We start from the raw sequence: 23,192 nt of genomic DNA on the forward strand, positions 1-23,192 counted from the left end.
CGACTCAACAGGGTAGGACGATCAGACCAATGAAAACCTTCATGACTTCCGCATGTCTTCTTGCTGCCACGTCGTCGGTGGCTCTTGCTGCCGGGCATGGCAGCTGTGCGACCGGGCTGACGCTGGAAGAGAACGTCTTGACCATCGCGACCGGGAACCCGGCCTACTATCCGTGGGTACTGAACGATGCGCCCGAAAGCGGCGAAGGCTACGAAGCAGCCGTGGCTTATGCCATCGCGGCAGAGCTTGGTTTCGAGGCCGACGCGGTGAAATGGGTGCGCACCTCGTTCGACGAGGCGATCCAGCCGGGGGCCAAGGATTTCGACTTCAACATGCAGCAATACTCGATCACGCCCGAGCGCGAACAGATGGTCGATTTCTCGCTGCCCTATTACACCTCGGCCATGGCGGTGCTGACCACGCAAAGTGTCGTGGACGCTGGTGCCACCGCCACGCTGGACAGCCTCAAGGGGCTGGTCTGGGGCGCGGATGCCAACACCACGGCACTGCCGATGCTGACCGAGATCGTGGCTCCCGAGAAAGACCCGCTGCTTTACGGCGACAACACGGATGTGACCGCCGCGATGCAGGCCAATCAGATCGACGCGGCGCTGTTCGATCTGCCGACTGCGCTTTATCTGTCGGCGGTGGTGGTTGAAGGCGGTGTGATCCTGGGTCAGTTCCCGGCGGACCGGTCCGAGAACCCGGACCAGTTCGGTCTGCTGTTCGAGGACGGCAACCCACTGCGCGACTGCGTGAACACGGCGATCACCGCGCTGACCGAGAGCGGCAAGCTGGCCGAGATCGAAGCCACATGGTTGCAGGATGCCACTGGCGTTCCCGTGATCGAGTGACATGACCGATCAGACACGTCTGCAAAGCGGGTCAGCGCCAACGCTGACCCGTCGCCAAGCCTATGAACAACGTCTTCGGCGACGGTCGATCACCATCGCGGCAGGATCGACGTTGGCGGTGGTATTGGCAGTTGTCCTGCTGGTCCCGCTGGCCCCCGGCTGGGACGCGGTCAAACGCAGCTTTTTCAATGGCGAGGTGTTCGCCAAGACCTTTCCGGGGCTTCTGGATGCGTTCCTGATGAACGTCGCCATCTTCCTTTGGTGCGCGCCGATCATCGCCGTTCTGGGTCTGGTGATCGCGCTCTTCCGCGATGTGCGTTCGCCCGCGCTTTACCCTCTGAGGCTCTTCGGGGCGGTCTATACGGATGTGTTTCGCGGGTTGCCGGTGATCCTCGTGATCTACCTGATCGGCTTCGGTATCCCCGGCCTTGGCCTGCCACGCCCGTGGAATTCGCCGTATATCTGGGGATCATTGGCGTTGATCCTTGTCTACGCGGCGTACGTGGCAGAGGTGATCCGGTCGGGCATCGACTCCATCCACCACAGCCAGCGGGCGGCGGCGGCATCTCTTGGGTTGTCGGATGGCGAAACCATGCGCTACGTCGTGCTGCCGCAGGCAATCCGCAACGTGGCACCGGCCAACATGAACCTCTTTATCGCGCTGCAGAAAGACGTGGCTTTGCTCAGCTTCATCGGCCCGGTCGAGGTGTTCCGGCAGGCGGGCGTCTACAAATCCCTGATGGCCAACTTCACACCCTACGTGGGGGCTGCAGTGATCTTTCTGGCGCTGACAATCCCGGCCACGCGCTATGCCGACTACCTTATGAACAAACAGCGGCGGCGGCAAAGCTGATGGCCAAGCTCGATCTGCAAGGCGTCACCAAGAGTTTCGGTGACAACATCGTCTGCCGTGGCATCGATCTGTCGGTGGATGAGGGTGAGATGGTCTGCCTGATCGGCGCGTCGGGGTCGGGCAAGTCGACGCTGCTGCGCTGCATCAACCTGCTGGAACCCATCGACGATGGCATGATCCTTCTGGACGGTGTCGATATCAGCGAACCGGGGCTGAACCCGCAGCCGATCCGCGCGCGCATCGGGATCGTCTTCCAGTCGTTCAATCTCTTTCCGCACATGACCGCTGCCGAAAACGTCATGCTCGCCCCGCGTCGCGTTTTGGGCAAAAGCCGCGACGCGCTGGAGACACCCGTCAAAGCGCTGTTCGAGCGGTTCGATCTGGGGCAGCGGATGCACCACTACCCGGATCAACTGTCGGGCGGACAACAACAGCGCGTCGCGATCATTCGCGCCTTGGCGATGCAGCCCGAGATCATGCTTTTTGACGAGATCACCAGCGCGCTTGATCCCGAACTGGTGGGCGAGGTGCTGGACGTGTTGCGGCAGTTGCGCACCGAAGGGATGACGATGATCCTTGCCACGCACGAAATGGCCTTTGCCCGTGAACTGGCCGACAAGGTGTGTTTCCTCGACGCCGGGCGCATCCTTGAAGAAGGTCCGCCGGAGACCCTGTTCTCTGACCCGCGCGAGCCGCGGACCCGGGCCTTTCTGAGCCGCGTTCTGTAGGCAGGCGCAATTCCGTCGACAGGGGCGCAGAAACATGGTCCTTGGACGCACAGGTCGGGAAAAGGGCTCCATGCAGAAACAGTCGGACAAGGCGGTGCTTGGCATCCTGATCAGCATCGCAGCACTTGTGCTCTTCGACCTGATGGGGCTCATCATCAAACATCTGTCGCCGCGTTACAGTGCAGCCGAGCTTTCGGCCTATCGCAATCTCTTCGGTCTGCTGCCCAGCCTGATCGCGCTCTGGATGACGGCCAGCTGGCGTCAGGGCACACGGTCGTTGCGCATCCGCCAATGGAAGCTGGCGGCGCTGCGTGGGTTGTCGGTGACCTTTGCACAACTCATGTTCTACCTGTCGCTTGGGATCATGGCCTTTGCCACGGCGACGACGATTTCCTACACCACAGCGCTGTTCACGACGGCATTGGCTGTCCCGATCCTCGGGGAACGGGTGGGCTGGGTGCGCTGGCTGGCGGTGGCCATCGGTTTTGTCGGGGTGATCCTGATCCTGCGACCGGGCAGCGATGTCTTCACATGGGCGTTGCTGTTACCCGTGGGGGCGTCGTTCCTTTACGCGTTCAGCGGTGTGACCGCCCGACTGATCGACACGGAGGTGCCGACACCGTTGTTCAACCTCCACAGCTCGGCCTTTGCGGCAGTTGGATCGTTCTGTCTGGCGCTTGCTGTCGGGGGCTTTTCGCCCATCGCCAGTGTCGAGGATCTGGCGTTCATCGTCTTGATGGGAATGTTCGGCGGGTCGGCGGTGCTGTGCCTTGTCGTGGCCTACCGCATGACCGAACCCAGCAACCTGGCCCCGTTCAGCTATTTCGGCATCCCGATCGCCTTTGCCCTGGGCTGGTTGTTCTTCGACGAAGCGCCGGTGGATGACCTTTGGCCGGGGGCGGTGTTGATCGCGATGGGTGGGCTGATGATCGTTTACCGCGAACGCCGGGCGCGCCGACCGTTGCAGCGCCCCGAGACACGGACGTAAGCCAAAAGAAAAGGCCGCCCGAAGGCGGCCCTGTCCGACGAGGTATCGTCTAAAGGGATCAGCCGTTCGAGGCTGCCGGAGCGGGGGCAGGCACAACAGGCTTTTTGCCACCGTTGAGCGGGTCGTCCTGACGCTGCACCGAACCTTCGAAATGGGCACCGGATTCAATCGCGATGGTCTTGTGGATGATGTCACCCTCGACGCGCGCAGTTGCGGTCAGGCGGACCTTGAGGCCTCGCACACGGCCCACAACACGGCCATTCACGACCACATCGTCTGCCACCACTTCGCCCTTGATCGTGGCGCTTTCGCCAACGGTCAGCAGGTGCGCGCGGATGTCACCCTCAACGGTGCCTTCGACATTGATGTCGCCGGTTGTCTTGAGATTGCCTGTGATGTGCAGGTCGCTCGACAGGATCGAGGCCGCTGGCTTGGCCTTGGGCGCCGATGCCTTGAATTCTGTAGAACGCGACGGATCGGGCATGGCCGGTTTCGGGATGCTCGCCTCGTCCGCCTTGGGGCCGGGCTCATTGATTTTGCTTTTAGAAAACATCGTTTGCAGCCTTGATGTAGATCATGGGGTTGACAGGTTTGCCGCCGACACGGACTTCGTAATGGAGGTGCGTGCCAGTGGAGCGTCCAGTGTTCCCCATAGCAGCAATTCGATCCCCGCGCGAGACCCTTTGGCCTGCAGTCACGTAGAGTTTTGAGTTATGAGCATAACGGGTCTCGATGCCAAACTCATGCTGTATCTTGATGAGTCTACCATATCCTGATTGCCAGCCCGCAAAGGTCACTACACCGTCCGCTGTAGAATAGATCGGCGTGCCATGCGCACCCGCGAAATCCGTGCCCGCATGAAGCCGTCCCCAGCGGTACCCGAATCCGCTGGTGAAGCGGAACGAATCCTTGATCGGCATCGCAAAGGGCGCTTTTTCGGCGGCGATCCGGTACAGGTTCAGGCGGTCCATCTGGTTCAGGATGCGATTGGCGCGCAGGACGTCTTCGGACGGGTCTTCGCCGCGCGTGGAAAAGCTCAGCGGCATCAGCGGGCCACCCTGGCCAGAATAGCCACGGCGCACCTGGTTGAGGATCGTCTCGGGGTTCATGCCCGCTGCCTCGAACATTTTGTCGAGCGGTTTGACCGAGACGGTCATCGCTTCTTCGAGCTGGCGGAAGATGGAGTCGTTCTTTTCTTCCATCAGGCGGATCTCGGTCGCCATTTCGTCAGCGCGGATCAGCGCGTCCTGCGCATCGGCGACGACCTGATCGCGCTCTTCGGCGGTGCGCGCCAAAGCGGCGGACAGGAAATCGAGAGTCGTGGTGTCGACAGACCCGGACGAGGCAAGGCCGGTGCCGCCCGCTTCGATCTCGGTCATCAGGGACGCCAGTTCGGTGCGCACGTCCTCGCGGGCGCGGATCGCGTCGCGCAATTTGAGCTGAACCGCTTCAAGCCCGTTTTCCAATTCGGCCTGACGGGTTTCCGCGTCGAGCAGTTTGGTCTGCATGACGGACACCTGCTCAAGCGCGGTGTTGAACCGCTCCTGTGCGGCAATCGCTTCGGCGGCGCGGGCGTTGCGCTCTTCCGAGAGGATGTTCAGGCGCATCTGGTAGGTTTCCAGATCGCGCCGGGCCTGTTCCCGGAAATTGCCTGAGCCAATGGAATCCATCAGGAGGATTGCCGTTGCGATGATGCTCCATGCCAAAACAAGAGAGGCGCCCCCGAACGCGAGCGCCTGTGTACTGGATTTAAGTCGGATGAACCGGGTGTCGGAGTCGGAGCGCAAAAACAGGCGGCGTTCCGGAAAAAATCGTTCGAGTATGGCATGCAGTTTGATCGCAAGACGTGTGCGCACCTGTATGTTCCTCTTTCCCGTCCCTAGGTCGCGCCTCTTGAGCCCCAACTCTGGGCGCGTATCTGTTACGGCTCTAAAGACCGATTAACGGATTGGCAACGTTTTTGGACCAATGCGATGCCTGAGCACGCGATCCACCGCCGAATTGGCAAGATTTCGCCGATATCTTCAGAGCTTATCAACCGATGCTGAATCGTCACAGTGCGTAGTGCTCGTCATACGGTATCGGTCAAAGGCCAGTAGAAATCGGGCGGAAGCCCGGCTTCAGCGCGCTTTTCCTCGTTGAACGGCGGCTTCAAAGCGCCTTTGAAGTAGCGTCTGACAAGCGTGTGAAAGGCATCCTTCGGGTCCTGTTCGTGCCGCCCACAGAGAAAATGAAACCATTTCGACCCATAGGCGACATGGGCCACTTCCTCGGCATAGATGGTTTCAAGCGCGGCGACCGCGCTGGTCGCTTCGGCCTTGCGGAAAATCTCGATCATGCCGGGGGTCACATCCAGCCCACGCGCCTCTAGCACCATGGGGACAACCGCAAGCCGTCCCATGAAATCATCCACGGTGTCCTCGGCCGCTCGCCACATTCCGGCATGGGCAGGAAGGGCACCGTAATGGCTGCCCAGTTCCTCAAGACAGTCGCACATCAGATTGAAATGCTTGGATTCCTCGTCCGCCGCCTTGACCCAGTCGTCATAGAACCCCATCGGCATTCCGACATGCGCGAAGCGGGGGATGATGTCCCAGTGCAGATCGACCGCGTTCAGTTCGATATGCGCCACGGCATGCAGCAGCGCGATCCGCCCCTGCGGGCTACCGGGTTTGCGCTTGGGAACATCGCGCGGGTCGAGCAGTTCCGGCGCGTCAGGGCGGGATGGGCGCAGCGGTGGGGTGGCGGTGCCAACCGGCAAGGGGGCACCCGCGGCACGGGCGGCAAACCATTGGCTTGCGTACTCCCGCGACTTCGCGGTTTTGGCACGCCCGTCTGCGGTGGTCAGAACATCCACCGCCATGTCACACAAGGTCATCATGTCCTGCTCATCGCGCAGCGCGTGCCGGACTGCAAGGTCAACCTCTGATCTTCTTCGGTTGGAAAATACTTCGGGAGGCCGTTCATCGTGGCGCCATCGGTTCAAGCCCGATGGACGGCGGGCAGAGCCCTCATGCGCGCCGCAGGCGCGCCCCGGTCGGATCGGGCACGGCCCGATCCGATCCAAAAGGCGTCAAAGCGCCTTTGCCGTCTCAAGCACCTCTTCGGCATGGCCCGGCACCTTGACCTTGCGCCACGCTTTCGCAATCCGCCCCTCGGCGTCGATCAGGAAGGTCGACCTTTCGATCCCCATGAATTTCTTGCCATACATGGATTTTTCCTGCCAAACGCCGAAATCCTCGGACGCGGTGCCGTGCTCGTCCGAAATCAGCGGCACGGTCAGCTTTTTCTTGGCCATGAATTTCTCATGGCTTTCGAGGCTGTCCTTCGAGATCCCGAAGACCTTGACGCCGATCTGGGCAAATTCCCCTTCCAGCGCGGTGAAGTCTTCGTTTTCCTTGGTGCATCCGGACGTGTCGTCGCGCGGATAGAAAAACAGCACGAACGGGGTGCCGCGCAGACCGGACAGCGAAATCTCGCTGTGATCGCCGCCTTTGACCGGCAAGGTGAAGTCAGGAGCCAATTCCAGTGTATCGCTCATGGCGCTATCCTTTAGAAAGATGAAAACGGGTCGGGACTGTTCCCGGCTGACCAGAGAATAACGCAAAAGGATGCCGCTTCCAGTGACGGAGCCGGAACAGCCCTCAGAACCGCAGGTGTCGCCGTCCCGCAAAGGGCGCGCGCGTTGGGCGCTTGGCGTGCTTCTGGCGCTGGTGCTCGTGTTGCTGGGGGCGGGCTGGGCGTTGGTCGGGCGCAGCTTGTCGGCACCGGACTGGGTGCGCGACACGGTGGAAGAAAGACTGGCGGCGTCCTTGCCGGGCTTTCAGGTGCTCTTTGGCGACGTACAGCTGCGGCTGGAACGGGACGGGCGCACGCGGGTCATTCTGCTGGATGTGGATGTGCAGACCGCTGCGGGTACGCCGGTGGCGGTCCTTTCGGATATCGAGATCGGTCTGGCGGCCTACGATCTGGTCCGTCGAAAGGTCGTCCTGCGCGATCTGAGCGTAAGCGGGGCGTTTGTCACCCTGACCCGGCGGCGCGATGGGCGCCTGGGCCTTGCGCTTGGGGACGCCTTTGCGATGAACGGCTCCGCGCCGGATGTGCCCACGCTGGTGGCGCAGATCGACCGGCTGCTGATGGACGAGCGACTATCGCGGCTGCAGAGCGTGGAAGCGAACGCGCTGACCCTGCGCTTCGAGGACGCGCGGGCGCGACGCGGCTGGACCGTCGATGGCGGGCGGTTGCGGCTCGAACGGCAGAACGACCAGCTTCGACTGTCGGGGGATTTCGCGCTGTTGGGCGGTGGGGCCACCGCGACGCGGTTGCAGCTGGATGCGTCCTCGACCATCGGCGAAACCGAGGTCTCCTTTGGTGTGTCGCTGAACGACATGCCGTCGCAGGACATCGCCACCCAAGGCCCGGCGCTGGCCTGGCTTGGGGCGCTTCGGGCGCCGATCTCGGGCTCTTTGCGCGCCGCGATGCGTGAAGACGGGTCGCTGGGGGTGTTGAATGCAACTTTGCAGATTGATGCGGGCGTCGTGCAACCGACCCCGGACACGCCGCCGATCCCGTTCAATTCGGCGCGGAGTTATTTCTCGTTCGATCCCGACCGGTCGCAGATCAGCTTTTCCGAATTGTCAGTGGACAGCAATCTGGTGCGGGCGGTGGCCGAGGGCCGCGCGACGCTGGCGGATCTGCGCGATGGCATCCCGTCTCAGATGTTGGTGCAGGTGCGCTTCAGCCGCTTGGAAGCCGCACCCGATGCGTTGTTCGATATCCCTCTGTCCGTGGACCGGGCCGAACTGGATTTCCGGCTGCGTCTTGATCCGTTCGAGCTGGATCTGGGGCGCGTTTGGATCGACGATCCGCAGGTGCCACTGCGCATGACAGGCAAGCTGCGGACGTCGGATAACGTGTGGGACTATGCGCTCGACGGCACGTTTGGCGCGCTGACCCCGGACTCGCTCTTGCACCTCTGGCCGGTGGCTTTGGCCCCGCGCACCCGCAATTGGGTGGTGGACAACATCGAGGGTGGCGTGATCCGGCGTGGCCAATTCGCGCTCCGCTCGCAGGACGGACCCCGACCGGTGGTCTATCTCAACGCGGCCTTCGATCAGGCACAGGTGCGGTACACGCGCACCCTGCCGGTGGTCAGTCAGGGTGCCGGAACGCTGACGCTGAACGATGACCGATTTGCCGTGCGGTTGACCAAGGGCACGATCACGCCGCCGCAGGGGGGCGCGATCACCTTGGGTGCCAGCAGTTTTGTCATCCCTGACACGAGGCAGCGCCCGGCAGAAGGTCAGATCACCCTTGCCGGAGAAGGCGAGATCGAGGCGCTCTTGTCCTATCTCGACAGCCCCCCGCTTCAGATCATGCAGCGGGCGGGCCGCCCCGTGGATTTGCTGGCCGGACGAGTGGCATTCGACGGAACACTGGACCTGCCCTTGAAGCAGGGGTTGCGCCTGCCGGACATGAGACTGGACATGCGCGGGCGGGCGACGCAGGTCTCAAGCGACCAGATCATTCCGAACCGCACCCTGACCGCGCGGGCGCTGGATGTGTCGGTCACAAATGACCGGTTGCGCGTGTCCGGGCAGGCGGCGTTGTCTGGTGTGCCCTTCGAAGGCTCTTGGACCCTGCCGATCCCTGAACCGGGACAACCGCAGACAGGCAGCACGGTTGCGGGTACCGTGACGCTGTCGGCCGAGGCGGCGCGGTCGTTCGGCGTGGCGCTGCCCGAGGGTACGGTCAATGGATTGGTCCGGCCGACCTGACGGTCGAGCTGCGCCGAGGCGCGCCGCCGGAGTTTTCGCTGACCTCACGTCTGGCGGGCATCGGGCTGTCGCTGCCGCCCTTGGGATGGAGCCTGCCGCGCGGAACGACGGGCACGTTGGAGGTGGGTGGCATTCTGGCCCAACCCGCGCGCATCGACCGGTTGGTGCTGGAAGGTCCGGGGCTGGAGGCGCGGGGCGCGATCACGCTGAATAGGGACGGATCGCTCGACACCATTGACCTGACCCGCGTGCGCGCCGGAGGCTGGCTGGACGCGCCGATCACCCTGACCGGGCGCGGCGCGGGCGTGGTGCCTGCCGTGCGGATCAATGGGGGCACGGTCGACCTGCGCAGCGCGCCCTTTGGCCAAAGTCGTGGTGGAGGGGGCGGTGGCGGGCGTGTGCCTTTGACCTTGGCGCTGGACCAGTTGCAGGTGTCCAACAGCATTCGCCTGACCGATTTCCGTGGTGACCTGCAATCCGGAGCCGGGCTGACCGGCAGTTTCACCGCAAATGTCAACGGCGCTGCCCCGATCACCGGAGAGGCCTTGTCGCAGGCCGGTGCCACCGCGTTCCGCATCCGGTCGAACGATGCGGGCCGGGTGATCCGCGAGGCGGGCATCCTCAAGACCGTGGCCGGGGGCGACATGACGCTCGCGCTGGCCCCGGTGGCGGGGCAACCGGGCAGTTATGACGGTGCCTTGGATGTGGTGAACACGCGGCTGCGCGAGGCACCGGGGATCGCGTCGCTGCTGGATGCGATCAGCATCGTGGGTCTTTTGGATCAGTTGGAGGGACCGGGCATTCTGTTCACGGAAGTGGAGGCGCGGTTCCGGCTGACACCCGACCAACTGGTGCTGACACGGTCGAGTGCCACCGGTCCGTCCATGGGGATCTCGATGGACGGCACGTATAACCTTGGTGCAGGGACGCTGGATTTTCAGGGCGTGCTGTCGCCGATCTTTTTCCTCAACGGCATCGGCAGCATCTTTACCCGCAAGGGCGAGGGGCTGATCGGGTTCAACTTCAATCTGACTGGCCCAGCCAATCAGCCAAATGTCGGTGTGAACCCGCTCTCGGCCCTGACACCGGGAATGTTCCGCGAGATTTTCAGGCGGCCCCCACCGGTTGTGGGGGAGTAGGGGGCTGACGTGTCTCTCACGTCATGCCACGGTCGGAAATGCGGACAAGGAAGACGTCCATTCTTCAATGTGGGCTGCACCTCGAACCAAGGCCATGGAACCCGCCCCGTAAATATGTCATGCCCTAGGCAACCCGGGGATGACGTTTTCATGTCCGAGGTATTGCGGACACTTCACATGACTGACTTGGCACGCCCCCAGTTCGAACGTCTCTGGCCGACTCTCCTGATGTCACTGACTCTTCCCGGCGCGGAACAGGCGAATGCCGTGCTGGCCCCGATGCTCCTTGCAGAGGACACCGGGACCGAGGATCTGACTGTTCGGTATCTCGATCAGGACATCTTCGGCCAATCGCATCCCGCCATCGGCTGGCTGCGCCAATGCTGCCACAAGGCGGTTCTTGACTATGCCGCCGAGCTGAACATGAGCTATCGCCCGGAGTTTGACATTCAGGGCTGGGCGAACATCAACCGGCGCGGGGACTACCATAACCTTCACAACCACCCGCATTCCTGGCTCTCCGGCACCTACTACGTGCAGGTCCCAAATCAATCCGGGGCATCTCGCAATAGGAGCGACCTGAATCCGGGCGAGATCAGCTTTTTCGATCCGCGTCCGCAAGCCAACATGAATGCGGTCAGGGACGATGGCCAATTCAACCCCGAATACAGGCGACTGCCGATGCCCGGCGAGCTGTTCCTCTGGCCAAGTTTTCTGCACCACCTTGTCCATCCCAATCTCGTGGATGAGCCTCGCGTTTCGATCTCGTTCAATGTCGTGCTGACGCGGAAGGTCCTCTGACGGAGGGTTCGGTCAGGATGGGGACTTTTGGGCCCACTCCTGCCGTTTGCGTCATTCTGAGCGAAACGCGCTCCGCGCTTTTGTTGCGCGCGCAAGTTCGGTATGGGCTGCGGCCACAGATGCAGCACCGGACCGACCCCATGAAACTCAGCGATTTCGATTTCCACCTGCCTGAAGACCTGATCGCCACGCGGCCCGCGTCGCCCCGGTCGTCGGCGCGGTTGCTCCATGCCGAGGCAGGAGGGATTGCGGACCGGATCGTGAACCAGTTGCCGGACATCCTGCGGCCCACGGACCGGCTGGTGCTGAACGACACCAAGGTGATCCCGGCGCGGCTCTTTGGGGTGCGGCATCGCGTGGGGGAGGCTGGTGCGACAGAGGCGAAGATCGAGGTGACGCTGCTTGAGCCGCAGGCAGATGGGACATGGTCGGCGCTGGTCAAACCGCTCAAGAAGCTGCGCGAGGGGGAAGAGGTGGTGTTCTCGTCCGACCTGACGGCCCGCCTCGAAGGGCGCAGCGACGGGCAGGGTTCGTTGCGGTTCAACCTGACGGGCGACGATTTCGACGCGGCTTTGGCCGAGGCGGGTGCCATGCCTTTGCCGCCCTATATCGCGGCCAAGCGGCCCGCGGACGAGAAGGACAAGGAAGACTACCAGACCATCTGGGCGCGCAATATGGGTGCGGTGGCGGCGCCGACTGCATCGCTGCATTTTGACGAAGCCTTGGTGGCGGCGTTGCAGGCGCGTGGGGTGGGCATGAGTTTTGTCACCCTGCATGTGGGCGCGGGTACCTTCTTGCCAGTGAAGGTCGAGGATGTGACCACCCACAAGATGCATGCCGAATGGGGCCGGGTGTCGGAGACCGCCGCTGCCGAGATCGCGGCGACCAAGGCGGCGGGTGGGCGGGTGATCCCCGTCGGCACCACGGCGCTGCGGCTGATCGAGAGTGCGGCGCGGGGGGGCAGCATTCAGCCGTGGGAAGGCGATACGGATATTTTCATTTATCCGAGTTTCGAGTTTCAGGTCACCGACGGGCTGATGACCAATTTCCACCTGCCCAAATCTACGCTGATGATGCTGGTCTCGGCGCTTATGGGACAGGAGCGTGTGCAAGAGATCTATGCCCACGCGATCGAGAGCCGCTACCGGTTCTTTTCCTATGGCGACAGTTCGCTGCTGATCCCGTAACGGTCGGCGCAATCACGGTGCATAGGGAAGATCGGGGCGCAGGATGAGGGGCCACGGGCTTGTCTCGTCCGCCAGATCAAGCTGCACTTCGATTAGGGCAGGGGCACCATCGGCGATGGCCTTGGCCAAAACGGGTTCCAACTCGGACGGGCTTGCGACGCGATGCGCGGTCACGCCATGCGCTTCGGCCAGTTTCACGTAGTCCACACCGGGAAGGTCGCTTGCGACGGTGCGGCCTTCGAAATTCGTGATCTGATCGCGGGCGACATTGCCGTAAGACCCGTTGTTGAACACAATCGCCACCACGCCGATCCCATGTTGTGCGGCGGTGGAAAGTTCTGATGCCGCAAACATGAATCCGCCATCGCCCAGAATGGCCACCACGGGTTTGTCGGGGCAGCCTACCTTGGCACCAAGGGCTGTCGGATAGGCGAAGCCAAGGTTCCCTTGATAACCCGAGGTGATGTAGGTGCGCGGCGCGTAGACCGGCCACGCGAAATACGAGGCATAGCCCGCCTGACACATATCCTTCACCAAGATGCCATCGCGCGGCAGCACCCGGCGGATGACATCCAGATACGACACCTGCGGCTGGATGGTATCGATCAGGTTCTTGGCCCGTGCGCGCGCGTCCGCGATCCGCTGCGGGTTTTCCGCTCTGGTGGTGCCGTCTGCCGCGAGGCCGTCCGTGATGGCTGCAGCGCCGATGGCGGAGTCGCACACAACGCCGACATCGGGTTTCAGACGCAGCATCTCTTCCGGGTCGATGTCGATGCGGATCAGCTTGCGCCCTGCGGTGATCCGGTCGGAGGCGTCCATCATGCCGCGCCACCGCATCGCCTGCATTTCGCAGCGCGATCCGATCCCGATCAGCACATCGGTGTCGCCCCACAGCTCGTAGGCTTCCACGGAATTGACCCAGAGCGGGTGATCGGCGGGGACAATGCCACGCCCGCCGCGAAAGGCCGTGACCGGAGCATTCAAGCGCTCGGCAAGGGCCAGAACCTCGGCCCCGGCATGTTGCGCGCCGGACCCCAGCATGATCATCGGGCATTTCGCCTGTTTGAGCAGAGCCACCGCATCGGCGATGGCGGCGGGGTGGGGCGGGACGTCCTGAGCGGACCATTGGGAGCCGACGTCGGTCACGGGGGCAGGTTGGGCCATCGTGTCCCAGCACATCTCCAGCGCGACGGGGCCCGGTCGCCCGCTGGTCATTCTGTGGAAGGCCTCCGCGACAAGGCGGGGTGCTGCGGTCGCGTTGGGAATGCGCTCGGCCCATTTGATGAACGACGCAAGCATTGCGCGCTGATCGGGGATTTCGTGCAGATGTCCGCGCCCCTGTCCCAGAAAAGCAGAGGGCACTTGCCCGGTGAGCAGCAGGACAGGCGCATTGACGGCAACCGCTGTGCACAGGGCAGCCCCTGTGTTGAGCACCCCCGGTCCGGGCACCACGGAGAACACGCCGGGTTTGCCCGTTGCCCGCGCATACCCCATCGCCATATAGGCTGCCGTCTGTTCGTGACGGGGACCGATGACGTTGATCGCGGGTTCGGCCTTTTTGAGCGCGTCCATGAGGGGATAGGTCTGCACGCCGGGCAGGGCAAAAACCGTATCCACGCCGTGCTGCAAGATCGCGTCCACAATCGCCGCGCCGCCTGTCATCATTTTTGTCATCGGGATATCTCGTTCGCCATTAATGAGTTTGCAGATCGCAATGCTTAAAGCCTGCCCTTGGAATGGCGGCCTGACAATGAAATTAAGTTTTTGGGGTCGGGAAGGGGTTGCAAACGCGACAGATCGCGCGCGACAAAAAACAGAGACTTACAGGCGCGGGCCTCGCATTTTGGCGCAGGGCAGAAATGCCCGTGTTCGTACCCGGTCTCAAAAAAGTCGCCCCTGTCATTGCAGCGGTCGCAATGCGCACGTAGGTCTGAGATGTAGTGTGCGACGTGGCAGGTGGCCTGCGCTGAAATGATCCGACGCCTTTGCGTCAGAAATGCCGAGCCCGAAGGGACATCAAGTGTTAAGTGTGATCCGAACATTGTGGCCGCTGCTGTTGGGCATGCTTTTGCTGATGCTGGGCAATGGTTTGCAGGGCTCTCTTCTGGGTGTGCGCGGCTCGACGCTCGGGTTTTCCTCAGTCGAGATGTCCCTTGTGATGTCGGCCTATTTCGCCGGTTTCCTGCTGGCGTCTCGGGTGACGCCGGACATGATCCGCCGGGTGGGCCATGTGCGGGTCTTCGCGGCGCTTGGGTCGTTCGTGTCCGCAGCATTGCTGCTTTTCCCGACCATTCAGGATCCAATCGCGTGGATCATCGGTCGCGTGGTGATCGGGTTCTGTTTCTGCGGCGTCTACGTCACGGCGGAAAGCTGGCTGAACAATGCGTCAACCAACGAGACGCGCGGACAGGCGCTGTCGGCTTACATGATCGTGCAGATGCTGGGCATCATCATCGCGCAAGGCTTGCTCGTGGTGCCTGACCCGTCGGGGTATCTGCTGTTCGTGATCCCGTCGGTTCTGGTTTCCATTGCCTTCGCGCCGATCCTTCTGTCGATCTCGCCGACGCCGGCATTCGAAAGCACAAAGCGGATGACGCTGGTGGAGCTTTACAGAACGTCGCCCTTGGGTTGTGTCGGCATGTTCCTGATGGGCAGCGTCTTTGCGGCTCAGTTCGGGATGGCAGCGGTGTACGCGACCGGGGCCGGGCTGAGCATCGGGCAGATCCCCATTTTTACCGCAGCGTTCTATGTTGGCGCGCTGATCTTCCAATACCCGGTTGGATGGCTGTCGGATCGGTTCGACCGGCGCGTGCTGATCGCGCTGTCGGCGCTGATCGCGGGCTTGGCGTCGCTCATGGGGATGTTCTTTGGCGGCAATTTCTATGTCCTTGTCGCCGCCGCGTTTCTGATCGGCGGACTGTCGAACCCGCTTTATTCGCTGCTCATCGCCTACACCAACGACTTTCTGGAGCACGAAGACATGGCCGCGGCCTCGGCCGGTCTGTTGTTCGTCAACGGGGTCGGGGCCATCGCGGGCCCGGTGATCATCGGTTATGCGATGCAGGTCATGGGACCGCCGGGCTATTTCGTTCTGCTGGCTTTCGTGCTGCTCGCGCTGACGGGGTATGCGTTCTACCGGATGACACAGCGCCCCGCGCCGTCATCAGAGGACACCAACGCTTATCAGAGCATGATGCCCACCGCGTCGCCGGTGACGGTGGAGTTTGCTTCGGAATGGGCCATCGAGACAGCCGAGGCTGGCGCTCAGGATGCGGGTCGGACGCGAAAACAGGCAGATACGGCATAGACTTGGCCGATTTTAGCCGAAGTTTCCGGATATGTCGTCCCTGACATGAAAAGTGACTGTTGCCCGATTCGTTTCTTGAGTAGCGTCGTTCAAGGTTTGGGGCTGCGTGCAGGAGCTGGAGAGAGCAATGATCACGCCTGAAGACGTTCTGGGGTTTTGGCTCGATGAAGTGGGGCCGAGTGGGTGGTACAAGTCCGAAGAGGCGTTGGATCAGGAGATCCGCGACCGGTTCGGTTCCGCGTGGAGCGGCGCGATGGAGGGCCGTCACGCGCTTTGGCTGACCTATCCCAGCGGAACACTGGCCTATATCATCCTGCTGGACCAGTTCCCGCGCAACATGTTCCGCAACACCGGCAAGGCGTTCGCGTCGGATCGGTTTGCGCTGGCAGCCGCCAAGCAGGCGATCAGCAAGAATTGGGACATGAAGATCGACGAACCGGCGCGGCAGTTCTTCTATCTGCCCCTGATGCATTCCGAGAACCTGTGCGATCAGGATCGCTGTGTGCGGTTGATGCTGGATCGGATGCCGATCCATGGTGCCAGTAACCTGCTGCATGCCCGCGCGCATCGCGAAGTGATCCGCAAGTTCGGCCGCTTCCCCTATCGCAACACCGCGCTTGGCCGCAATTCGACAGTGACCGAAACGGATTATGTGAGCGGTGGCGGCTACGGCGCGACCGTGGAAGAGCTGAAAAAGGCGGGTTAATCGCGCCGCCTGTTGGGGCGGACTGACCGATCAGAATGTCGAGAGGCCAGCCGATGAGAGGCCCAACACGTGCCCTGATGCCGGACTATCTGCGCTTGTTCGCTTTGTTCGGCATCGTGGTGGTGAACGTGCAGTTCATTGCCTTTTCGCTCCTTAGTGGTCTGACCACTCCGGTTGCCGATAGCGTGGCCGAGATGGTGACGCTTTGGTTGGTCGATGGTCTGGCGCTTTACAAAAGCTATTCCCTGTTTTCGTTCATGTTCGGGGTGGGATTGGGCTTCCTGATGCAGTCAGCTGCGCGCAGGGGGCATGCGTTCGGCAAGCTGTATCGCAACCGGATGATCGGGCTTTTCCTGATCGGTGTCGTTCACGGCTGCCTGTTTTTTCCGGGTGACATCCTGTTTGTCTATTCCGTCACAGGGTCGATCCTGTACCTGATGCGCAACTGGCAACCGGGGCGATTGGCCAAGCTGGGAGCGGCGCTGGTGATCCTGCCGACGCTCGCCTTTGCGTCCTTCATGACGGCGCCGGGCGAGATGCCGGAGGACATCATGGCGCTGGAGCGCCAGGTGATGACAACGGGAAGCTTTGCCGAGACCATCGGGTTCCGCGCTATCGCCTATGCCATCATGTCACCCTTTGTGCTGGTCTTTCAGGGGGCCGCGGCCCTGGGGTGGTTCTGCCTTGGGCTGGCTTCGGTCAAGTCCGGCCTGATCGACACCTCTGATCACCCGCTTTGGACGCGGGCGCGGCGCTGGTGTCTTGTGCCCGGGGTCGGGTTGAGCCTGCTTGCGTCGTGGATGTTGCACGCCGAGGGCATGGATGCAGCCGGTGCGGTGCTTTTGGTCGCGGCACCCGTGTCTACGCTGGGCTATCTGGGGGCCATTGCCGCGATATCACGACCGCCGGGGCCGATCTGGTCGCGGCTGCTGGCCGCCGGGGGATCAAGTCTGAGCGTCTATCTGGGGCAGTCGATTATTCTGTCGACGCTGTTTTCCGGTTATGGATTTGGCCTTTGGGACGCGGTGCCGCGCCCACAGGTCGTTTTGATCGCAATCGCTGTGACCTTTGGTCTGATCGTGGCTTTGGCGGTCTGGCGCAGCTTTTTCCGGCTGGGACCGTTCGAATGGGTCCTGCGGCGGATCACCTATGCGGGGCAGCCCAAAACTCTGCCCGCATAGGATCGTCCCGGTGAGACCTTACTTCGACGCGTTGAAGATCTTGTCGATGTTGTTGCCAAGTGCCGCGTTGAACTCGGCGTCCGACATCTGGTGTGTCAGGCTTTCGGCCAAGGCGCGCGAGAAGCTGGCGATCATCTTGGGGTTCCGGGCCAGACGTTCGCAGGCATCGTCGGTGCTGTAGCCACCGGAAAGGGCCACAACACGCAGCACATTTGGGTGCTCGGCCAGATCGAGATAAAGACCGTCTTCGGTCGGGATGGTGAGCTTGAGCATCACCTGTTGGTCGCAGTCAAGATTGTCCAGATGTGCCGCGATTTCCGTTTTCAGGATCGCTTCGGCCTCGGCCTTGGTGGGGCTGTTGATGTCTACTTCGGGTTCGATGATCGGGACGAGACCTGCGGCACAGACGGTCTTTGCGACCTCGAACTGCTGGGCGACAACGGCCTTGATGCCTGCAGCATTGGCCTCGTGAATGACTGAGCGTTCCTTGGTGCCGAACACGCCCATTGCCTTGGCATCGGCCAGCAGCGCCTCAAGCCCCGGCATCGGCTTCATGATCTGTGCGCCGTTTTCCTTGTCTTCCAGACCTTTGTCGATCTTGAGGAAGGGGACCACGCCGCGCTGCTCCCAAAGGTAGGTCGGCACGGGCACGCCATCGACGCTGTCGCGCATGGTGCGTTCGAACAGGATCGCGCCCAGCACCTTGTCGGATGTGAAGTCGGGGGCGGTCATGATGCGGCAGCGCATCTCGTGGATGAGAGCGAACATTTCCGCATCGCCATTATAGGCGTCTTCCTCGATGCCGTAGAGGCGTAGCGCTTTGGGGGTGGACCCGCCGCTTTGGTCAAGGGCTGCGATAAAGCCTGCGCCGGTCTTGATGCGGTCTGCCATTGCGGTGTCGGTCATGTGAAATCCCCAAGCTGGAATGGTGTGGTTGAGGCTGTCCTAGATCAGCCTTCGTGAAAAAGATAGAGGTTCGCCAGACGGTTAGCGCTAACCTTTCGTGCCTGTGTCCGGACTGCGCCGGGGGCGAACGTTCAGCCAGATGCCATCGCGGGCGCGCACGGTGAGATGGGCGACGGGTTGCGGAGTTTTGCCGGGTACGGGGGTGACCTCGACCGCGCGCAGGAGCAGCGAGAGGAGCAGCGGTCCTTCGGCCATGGCAAAACCTGCGCCGGGGCAGACACGGGGGCCGGCGCTGAAGGGCATGTAGGCGTCGCGGGCTGATTGGCGGGTGTCGTCGGATTGCCAGCGGGACGGGTCGAATGCGTCGGGATCGTCCCAGAGTTTCGTGTGCCGGTGCAGGTGCCACGGGCTGAGCACCAGTTGCGCGGCTTTCGGGATGGCGCGTTTGCGGAAGGTCTCGGCTTTCGTGGTTTCGCGTACCATCATCGGAACAGGCGGGTAGAGCCGCAGAGTTTCGCGGAACACATCGCGGCTGGTGGTCAGGCGTTTGACATCGTTTGGATCAGAGAGTGTGGCGGCCTCCTGCGCGATGCGGTCCTGCCAGTCGGGGGCCGCCGCGCAGCAGTAGAGCGCCCAGCCAAGCGCGCTGGCGCTGGTCTCGTGCCCGGCGAGGAAGAAGATCGCGACCTGATCGAGCATTTCGGCCGCGGTAAAGCACTGGCCGGTTTCGGGGTCGGGGGTGGTCATGATCCGCGTTGCCAGATCGTCAGGTGCGCTGCCGTCGGCGATGGCATGTCGCCGCTGGTCGACAAGTTGGGTGATCAGCGCGCGGATGCGTTTGGCGGCGCGTTTGGTCTCGGCCCTGTGAAAGCGGGGGAACCAGCGGGGCAGGGGCACAAAGGCCGCAAGGTTCAAGATCGGCTGGCTGCGCTGGTAAGCGCGGAATTCGTGGAAGACCTGCGCCGCGATTTCGTCATCAATGGGGATCGAAAACAGCGTGCGGAAGATCACATCGGCGGCGGCGTGGCTGGCGATCTCCTCGATCTCGATCTCTGTGCCTTTGCCGATCTGGTCGAGCACGCGCGCCACCATCGCCTGACCGGCCTCCCACATGGCGGGCAGGCTTTGGGTCAGGCGTCCGCGCTCGAACGCGGGGTCGATGATGCGGCGTTGATGGTCCCAGACGGGACCATTGGTCAGGAAGACCGATTGGCCCAAGAGGGGGCGTAGTCCTTCGCCGATGCGGTCGGATTTCGGGAAATCGCGCGGCCGGTCGCGCAGGATGGTCTGCACCAAGGCCGGATCATTGGCGAGGTAGGAGCGGAAGAACGGCGTGCGAAACTCGGCCATCCACGCGCCGTAAAGGCGCTCGGGTTGGGCCGACAGGATGTCCCGACGGAAAAGCCTCAGATACCTCCAGAGCGACACGCGGTCGGGACGCGATATGGGTTTGGGCGGGATCACGGCGCGGTGTTTGTATATTTGGAGACCGACACGTCGATCCGGCTGGGCGAGGGCGCACGGGTGGCATAGCGCTGGCCGAGCGTGATCGGGCCTGCGGTGATCTGGAAATAGTCGTAGTCGAGCGGGTTCTCGAAGGCGCAGAGATACTGGAAATGCAGTTTGAAATACTGCCGCCGCTGCGCTGCCCACCGCTCGGGCGCCATCGTTCGCGAGAACTGCGCCGAGAACACCAGCGGCCATTGTTTGTCTTGCGTGGCAACACCCGACACGCCGACCGGATCGCATAGTGGAAAACAGCAGCCGTCGCCCTGGGCCGTGACGTCGACCCAGACGATTTCGTCCCGTTCAGAGAGGAACTGCAGGTCGCGGCGCAACTCCCAGGCGTCGGGCAGGAAGGACACCATGGGGATCACGTGGCCAATGCTCAGAAACGACAGCGCGGGGCGCGCGGGCAGGTCGGGGTTGTCGCGCAAGATGTCGGCCAAGATAGACACCGCCAGATGTGCGCCCGAGGAATGGCCGACCACCAGCACTTCGTCATAATCCTCGAGCAGCGCGGCGCCGATGATGCCGCGGAATTCGTCGATCCGGGTTTGCAGGGCAGGCGGGGTTGCGCCCTTGAGGCCTGCTGAGAACGCGTAATCGTGCATCAGGTAATAGGCGTAGATGCGACGGTCCTGGGATTTGAACCAGCGCAGGACCAAGACGACGATCACGAAGAACGGTGCCCAATAAAGCAGCGATGTGCCCCAGGTGAGGATCGCGCCGGGGCCAAGCACCCAGAGGATAGCGGCGGTGAAAACTGTGCTCAGACCCCAGCCAACCAGATGCGCGGCCAGCAGCGCCGCCAGCAGCTGCAGGATGAGAACACCGATTGGGTAGAGCGCGGCCGCCAGCGGGCCTTTGGGCAGCACGGCAAGGCGGCGCAGCGTGCCGCTCGCGATGTAGATCCAGCTTGTGCGGATCAGTTGCCAATAGGTGCCTGGGATGCTGTTCGACATGCTGTCGCGAACGATGTCGGACCAAAGCAGCACCTCGAAATCGGCGGTGACGCGGGCGCCATCAATCAGACCCGAGGCGTGCCAGCCATAGGGGCCATCGTGACTCGACGCCTCAACTTGCAGGCCATAGTCCGAAATCTCGGCCTGTTTGGCACCTTCCGTACGATACAGCTCGCGATACCGGCGGGCCGGGAAAGGGTCATAGCCGGGAATGTAGAACACCTTGCGGCGACGGACGGTCTGGGGCGGGGCGGGCATGGGCGGACTGCTCTTGCTTTTGGGCGAGTGTAACAGTGCCGCAGAAATGCGCCAAATGTTTGGTGCCCGTCTGACGCAGCGGGTGGTTCCGCCGATCCGGGCCGGCGGAACCGATCATCGTGCCGTTATTGCGAGTCTTCGACGACCGCCGGAGCGGTTTCTTCTGCGGTCGAACCGCTGCCCCACAGGTCGAACCCCCAGACAGCGGCGGCGATCAGTGCAGCCAGAACCGCTGCACCGCCACCCCACGCCCAACGGTTGGTGACCTTCGGGACCGTGATGTTCATCGACATGGGAATGCCTCTTGTTGTCATCCGCTGCGGAAACGCCGGTTATTCGGCGGGTTTGACGATCAGGTTGGCCTCAAGCGCGGCCGTCAGTTCGGCTTCATCCACCAGCCCATCGGTGCTGGTGTCGATCGGCGCAAAAAGGTCTTCCGTGAGGTCCGGGTAAGCAACGATCATTTCGTCGAACGACACGAGGTTGTCCCCATTTGTGTCATAGTCCGATATCGCTGCTAACGTCGGTGCCGCGAACAGAGCGGCAAGCATTGCACCAACTGCTACACGACGCATTTCCATCGTCTCCTTTTGTCTGATGTCAGAGGCCCATCCCCTGACGTGCTGCTGAAATTGGAGAGGCCGGATTTCGCTTCAAGACAGGGCTGAAATCGCTCACAAAAATGTGTTGCGCCAGTGAGGATCCGTGTCGTGGCCGGTGGTGTTGAGGCTATGCTGCGCGCGGTACTGCATTGGCGCTGGCATTGTCGGACCGCCGCGCGCTGCTAGCTTTTGCGAAACATCGGATCACACCAGAGCCAGCCCCACCACCGGAGACCTTATGATTGACATCCTCAACATCGTTGCTGCCATTCTGACCATCGCGCTGGGCGCGTTCGGGATGCTGGCACCGCGCTATACGGCCGGAGTGCTGGATTTGAAGACCGGCGAGACCACGATGGGCCTGTCGGAACTGCGGGCATCGGTGGGCGGCATGTTTGTGATCGTCGGTGCCGCGTGCTTGTGGCTGGGCACGCCTTGGGCCTACGCGATGATGGGATTTGTCTATCTCGGCGCGGGGCTGGGGCGCGGGTTGTCCCTCTTGCTCGACAAGCCGCCCTTTCCCAAGGCGCATCTCTATTTTCTGTTCGAGGCGGTATTTGCGGCCTGGTTGCTGATCGTCAACCTGCCATTGGCTCAGGGGCTGTCCCAGTAGCGCCGGCGCTCTTGCCAGATCTTTTCGCCGATCAGGCAGTCACTTGGGTCGAGACGAGACGATTGCGCAGGCACGATCTGCACCTCGGGTGGGCGTGACACCATTTCCAGCACCAGCTTGCGCTGCACCGCTTCGGCGAAATCGTCCCAATCGAAAACCGGGATGACAAAGGACCCCGGCCCGCCGATGACGCAGCTTTCATAATAGATGTCGAGGTTTTCGAGATGCCACGCGTTGTCCATACCTTCGCGGGTCAGCAGCGGCAGGCCATTGATGATGATCCCCTTGGCCAGAACGGCATCACGGGCGACCGTCACGGCGCGGCCCTGATTGTTGGGGCCGTCACCCGAGATATCAATGACGCTACGCAAGCCTTTGTAATCGTTTGTTTCAATCAGGCGTGCGCCAAAGACCAAAGCCTCGGAAATCGAGGTGCGGCGCAGCGCGGGGTCAAACCGCGACGTCAGGATTTCGGCAAAGGCGTCAAGGTCGTCACGGGTCTGCAGAAGCCGCCAATCGATCACGACTTCCTGCGTGCCAGCCCATTCAACATAAGTGATGGCGACAGTTTGAAGGAGGCCAGACTGAAGGGCTGCGAACACCGCGTCCGAGCGTAACGCCTCGGCATAGCCTTTGCGCTGAATCTCAAGCTCGCGTTCCGTCATCGACCGGGACACGTCCACCATAAGGACGAGTTCGAGATCGACCTCGATATCCCCGGCATGTGTTGCCTTCGGACTGAAAAAGCCGAGCGCGACCGCGATCAGAAGGGCAAGGATGGATTTCATTCCGTCAGCATGCCCAACCGAACGCGGTCGGTCCAATCA

General features: G+C 62.3%; 23 protein-coding genes. 12 read left to right on the plus strand and 11 right to left on the minus strand.

Annotated elements, in window-relative coordinates; genetic code table 11:
- The first annotated feature begins 41 nt into the window (after positions 1-41).
- The 4 genes from ACMVPR_RS03160 (at position 42) to ACMVPR_RS03175 (ending at position 3,423) form a co-directional block, all read left to right on the plus strand.
- Positions 42-854 carry an ABC transporter substrate-binding protein gene (locus tag ACMVPR_RS03160; RefSeq protein ID WP_300581831.1) on the plus strand — a complete coding sequence of 271 codons (813 nt, stop codon included), beginning with the start codon at positions 42-44 and terminating at the stop codon, positions 852-854.
- 1 nt (position 855) lies between these two features.
- Entirely contained in the window at positions 856-1,707 is an 852-nt protein-coding gene (locus ACMVPR_RS03165) for an amino acid ABC transporter permease (protein ID WP_416881678.1), read from the plus strand.
- Positions 1,707-2,435, plus strand: coding sequence for an amino acid ABC transporter ATP-binding protein (locus ACMVPR_RS03170; RefSeq protein ID WP_416881679.1), 729 nt, complete (start codon positions 1,707-1,709; stop codon positions 2,433-2,435). The genes ACMVPR_RS03165 and ACMVPR_RS03170 overlap by 1 nt, the downstream gene beginning before the upstream one ends.
- A 70-nt stretch (positions 2,436-2,505) precedes the next feature.
- On the plus strand, positions 2,506-3,423 hold the full coding sequence (locus tag ACMVPR_RS03175; protein WP_416881680.1) for a DMT family transporter: 918 nt from the start codon (positions 2,506-2,508) through the stop codon (positions 3,421-3,423).
- 58 nt (positions 3,424-3,481) lie between these two features.
- On the opposite strand, the gene ACMVPR_RS03180 is transcribed toward ACMVPR_RS03175, so the two are convergent.
- From ACMVPR_RS03180 to ACMVPR_RS03195, 4 genes are all read right to left on the minus strand, one after another.
- The gene (locus tag ACMVPR_RS03180) at positions 3,482-3,976 is read right to left on the minus strand and encodes a bactofilin family protein (RefSeq protein ID WP_300581842.1); all 495 of its coding nucleotides are present in this window, start codon (positions 3,974-3,976) and stop codon (positions 3,482-3,484) included.
- Positions 3,966-5,279 (minus strand): M23 family metallopeptidase, encoded by a 1,314-nt coding sequence (locus ACMVPR_RS03185; RefSeq protein ID WP_300581845.1) that lies wholly within the window; start codon positions 5,277-5,279, stop codon positions 3,966-3,968. The genes ACMVPR_RS03180 and ACMVPR_RS03185 overlap by 11 nt, the downstream gene beginning before the upstream one ends.
- Positions 5,280-5,494: 215 nt before the next feature.
- Positions 5,495-6,304 carry a ferritin-like domain-containing protein gene (locus tag ACMVPR_RS03190; RefSeq protein ID WP_416881681.1) on the minus strand — a complete coding sequence of 270 codons (810 nt, stop codon included), beginning with the start codon at positions 6,302-6,304 and terminating at the stop codon, positions 5,495-5,497.
- A 192-nt stretch (positions 6,305-6,496) separates the two neighbouring features.
- Positions 6,497-6,964 carry a peroxiredoxin gene (locus ACMVPR_RS03195; protein WP_416881682.1) on the minus strand — a complete coding sequence of 156 codons (468 nt, stop codon included), beginning with the start codon at positions 6,962-6,964 and terminating at the stop codon, positions 6,497-6,499.
- An 82-nt stretch (positions 6,965-7,046) separates the two neighbouring features.
- Here ACMVPR_RS03195 and ACMVPR_RS03200 point away from each other — a divergent pair, with 82 nt between their 5' ends.
- The 4 genes from ACMVPR_RS03200 (at position 7,047) to queA (ending at position 12,327) form a co-directional block, all read left to right on the plus strand.
- Positions 7,047-9,200: a DUF3971 domain-containing protein gene (locus tag ACMVPR_RS03200; RefSeq protein ID WP_416881683.1), complete on the plus strand. Its 2,154-nt coding sequence runs from the start codon at positions 7,047-7,049 to the stop codon at positions 9,198-9,200.
- Between the two features lie 80 nt (positions 9,201-9,280).
- Complete coding sequence (locus tag ACMVPR_RS03205) at positions 9,281-10,339, plus strand: AsmA-like C-terminal region-containing protein (RefSeq protein ID WP_416881684.1); 1,059 nt, start codon at positions 9,281-9,283, stop codon at positions 10,337-10,339.
- 177 nt (positions 10,340-10,516) lie between these two features.
- Positions 10,517-11,140, plus strand: a complete 624-nt coding sequence (locus tag ACMVPR_RS03210) for a 2OG-Fe(II) oxygenase family protein (protein ID WP_300581854.1) — start codon at positions 10,517-10,519, stop codon at positions 11,138-11,140.
- A gap of 140 nt (positions 11,141-11,280) precedes the next feature.
- The gene (queA, locus tag ACMVPR_RS03215) at positions 11,281-12,327 is read left to right on the plus strand and encodes a tRNA preQ1(34) S-adenosylmethionine ribosyltransferase-isomerase QueA (RefSeq protein ID WP_416881685.1); all 1,047 of its coding nucleotides are present in this window, start codon (positions 11,281-11,283) and stop codon (positions 12,325-12,327) included.
- 12 nt (positions 12,328-12,339) lie between these two features.
- Here the strand turns inward: queA and ACMVPR_RS03220 are convergent, their stop codons facing one another.
- Complete coding sequence (locus ACMVPR_RS03220) at positions 12,340-14,001, minus strand: thiamine pyrophosphate-dependent enzyme (RefSeq protein ID WP_416881686.1); 1,662 nt, start codon at positions 13,999-14,001, stop codon at positions 12,340-12,342.
- Between the two features lie 346 nt (positions 14,002-14,347).
- Between ACMVPR_RS03220 and ACMVPR_RS03225 the strand changes: the two genes are divergently transcribed.
- The 3 genes from ACMVPR_RS03225 (at position 14,348) to ACMVPR_RS03235 (ending at position 17,521) form a co-directional block, all read left to right on the plus strand.
- Positions 14,348-15,634, plus strand: a complete 1,287-nt coding sequence (locus ACMVPR_RS03225) for an MFS transporter (protein WP_416881687.1) — start codon at positions 14,348-14,350, stop codon at positions 15,632-15,634.
- Positions 15,635-15,761: 127 nt separating this feature from the next.
- Positions 15,762-16,340 carry a DUF924 family protein gene (locus ACMVPR_RS03230; RefSeq protein WP_300581865.1) on the plus strand — a complete coding sequence of 193 codons (579 nt, stop codon included), beginning with the start codon at positions 15,762-15,764 and terminating at the stop codon, positions 16,338-16,340.
- A 53-nt stretch (positions 16,341-16,393) separates the two neighbouring features.
- Positions 16,394-17,521: a DUF418 domain-containing protein gene (locus tag ACMVPR_RS03235; protein WP_416881688.1), complete on the plus strand. Its 1,128-nt coding sequence runs from the start codon at positions 16,394-16,396 to the stop codon at positions 17,519-17,521.
- Between the two features lie 18 nt (positions 17,522-17,539).
- Here the strand turns inward: ACMVPR_RS03235 and ACMVPR_RS03240 are convergent, their stop codons facing one another.
- The 5 genes from ACMVPR_RS03240 to ACMVPR_RS03260 form a co-directional block, all read right to left on the minus strand.
- The gene (locus ACMVPR_RS03240; protein WP_416881689.1) at positions 17,540-18,427 is read right to left on the minus strand and encodes a fructose bisphosphate aldolase; all 888 of its coding nucleotides are present in this window, start codon (positions 18,425-18,427) and stop codon (positions 17,540-17,542) included.
- 87 nt (positions 18,428-18,514) lie between these two features.
- The gene (locus tag ACMVPR_RS03245; RefSeq protein ID WP_416881690.1) at positions 18,515-19,891 is read right to left on the minus strand and encodes a cytochrome P450; all 1,377 of its coding nucleotides are present in this window, start codon (positions 19,889-19,891) and stop codon (positions 18,515-18,517) included.
- Positions 19,888-21,150: a hypothetical protein gene (locus ACMVPR_RS03250; protein WP_416881691.1), complete on the minus strand. Its 1,263-nt coding sequence runs from the start codon at positions 21,148-21,150 to the stop codon at positions 19,888-19,890. The genes ACMVPR_RS03245 and ACMVPR_RS03250 overlap by 4 nt, the downstream gene beginning before the upstream one ends.
- 125 nt (positions 21,151-21,275) lie before the next feature.
- On the minus strand, positions 21,276-21,443 hold the full coding sequence (locus tag ACMVPR_RS03255) for a hypothetical protein (protein ID WP_416881692.1): 168 nt from the start codon (positions 21,441-21,443) through the stop codon (positions 21,276-21,278).
- Positions 21,444-21,482: 39 nt separating this feature from the next.
- On the minus strand, positions 21,483-21,725 hold the full coding sequence (locus ACMVPR_RS03260) for a hypothetical protein (RefSeq protein WP_416881693.1): 243 nt from the start codon (positions 21,723-21,725) through the stop codon (positions 21,483-21,485).
- A gap of 265 nt (positions 21,726-21,990) precedes the next feature.
- Here ACMVPR_RS03260 and ACMVPR_RS03265 point away from each other — a divergent pair, with 265 nt between their 5' ends.
- Complete coding sequence (locus tag ACMVPR_RS03265; protein ID WP_416881694.1) at positions 21,991-22,365, plus strand: DUF4345 family protein; 375 nt, start codon at positions 21,991-21,993, stop codon at positions 22,363-22,365.
- Here ACMVPR_RS03265 and ACMVPR_RS03270 read toward each other — a convergent pair.
- Positions 22,347-23,153, minus strand: coding sequence for a DUF1194 domain-containing protein (locus tag ACMVPR_RS03270; RefSeq protein ID WP_416881695.1), 807 nt, complete (start codon positions 23,151-23,153; stop codon positions 22,347-22,349). The genes ACMVPR_RS03265 and ACMVPR_RS03270 overlap by 19 nt on opposite strands.
- Positions 23,154-23,192: the final 39 nt, after the last annotated feature.

The sequence above is a fragment of the Marivita sp. genome (assembly GCF_048006345.1).
GTDB lineage: Bacteria > Pseudomonadota > Alphaproteobacteria > Rhodobacterales > Rhodobacteraceae > Marivita.

What these genes read in the sequence shown, in the direction of transcription:
- ACMVPR_RS03180 (WP_300581842.1), bottom strand. Translation starts at nt 3,976, where the DNA reads ATGTTTTCTAAAAGCAAAATCAATGAGCCCGGCCCCAAGGCGGACGAG.
- ACMVPR_RS03190 (WP_416881681.1), bottom strand. Translation starts at nt 6,304, where the DNA reads ATGATGACCTTGTGTGACATGGCGGTGGATGTTCTGACCACCGCAGAC.
- ACMVPR_RS03250 (WP_416881691.1), bottom strand. Translation starts at nt 21,150, where the DNA reads ATGCCCGCCCCGCCCCAGACCGTCCGTCGCCGCAAGGTGTTCTACATT.
- ACMVPR_RS03255 (WP_416881692.1), bottom strand. Translation starts at nt 21,443, where the DNA reads ATGTCGATGAACATCACGGTCCCGAAGGTCACCAACCGTTGGGCGTGG.
- ACMVPR_RS03175 (WP_416881680.1), top strand. Translation starts at nt 2,506, where the DNA reads ATGCAGAAACAGTCGGACAAGGCGGTGCTTGGCATCCTGATCAGCATC.
- queA (WP_416881685.1), top strand. Translation starts at nt 11,281, where the DNA reads ATGAAACTCAGCGATTTCGATTTCCACCTGCCTGAAGACCTGATCGCC.
- ACMVPR_RS03240 (WP_416881689.1), bottom strand. Translation starts at nt 18,427, where the DNA reads ATGACCGACACCGCAATGGCAGACCGCATCAAGACCGGCGCAGGCTTT.
- ACMVPR_RS03195 (WP_416881682.1), bottom strand. Translation starts at nt 6,964, where the DNA reads ATGAGCGATACACTGGAATTGGCTCCTGACTTCACCTTGCCGGTCAAA.
- ACMVPR_RS03230 (WP_300581865.1), top strand. Translation starts at nt 15,762, where the DNA reads ATGATCACGCCTGAAGACGTTCTGGGGTTTTGGCTCGATGAAGTGGGG.
- ACMVPR_RS03165 (WP_416881678.1), top strand. Translation starts at nt 856, where the DNA reads ATGACCGATCAGACACGTCTGCAAAGCGGGTCAGCGCCAACGCTGACC.
- ACMVPR_RS03235 (WP_416881688.1), top strand. Translation starts at nt 16,394, where the DNA reads ATGAGAGGCCCAACACGTGCCCTGATGCCGGACTATCTGCGCTTGTTC.
- ACMVPR_RS03265 (WP_416881694.1), top strand. Translation starts at nt 21,991, where the DNA reads ATGATTGACATCCTCAACATCGTTGCTGCCATTCTGACCATCGCGCTG.
- ACMVPR_RS03210 (WP_300581854.1), top strand. Translation starts at nt 10,517, where the DNA reads ATGACTGACTTGGCACGCCCCCAGTTCGAACGTCTCTGGCCGACTCTC.
- ACMVPR_RS03170 (WP_416881679.1), top strand. Translation starts at nt 1,707, where the DNA reads ATGGCCAAGCTCGATCTGCAAGGCGTCACCAAGAGTTTCGGTGACAAC.
- ACMVPR_RS03160 (WP_300581831.1), top strand. Translation starts at nt 42, where the DNA reads ATGACTTCCGCATGTCTTCTTGCTGCCACGTCGTCGGTGGCTCTTGCT.
- ACMVPR_RS03260 (WP_416881693.1), bottom strand. Translation starts at nt 21,725, where the DNA reads ATGCGTCGTGTAGCAGTTGGTGCAATGCTTGCCGCTCTGTTCGCGGCA.
- ACMVPR_RS03270 (WP_416881695.1), bottom strand. Translation starts at nt 23,153, where the DNA reads ATGAAATCCATCCTTGCCCTTCTGATCGCGGTCGCGCTCGGCTTTTTC.
- ACMVPR_RS03220 (WP_416881686.1), bottom strand. Translation starts at nt 14,001, where the DNA reads ATGACAAAAATGATGACAGGCGGCGCGGCGATTGTGGACGCGATCTTG.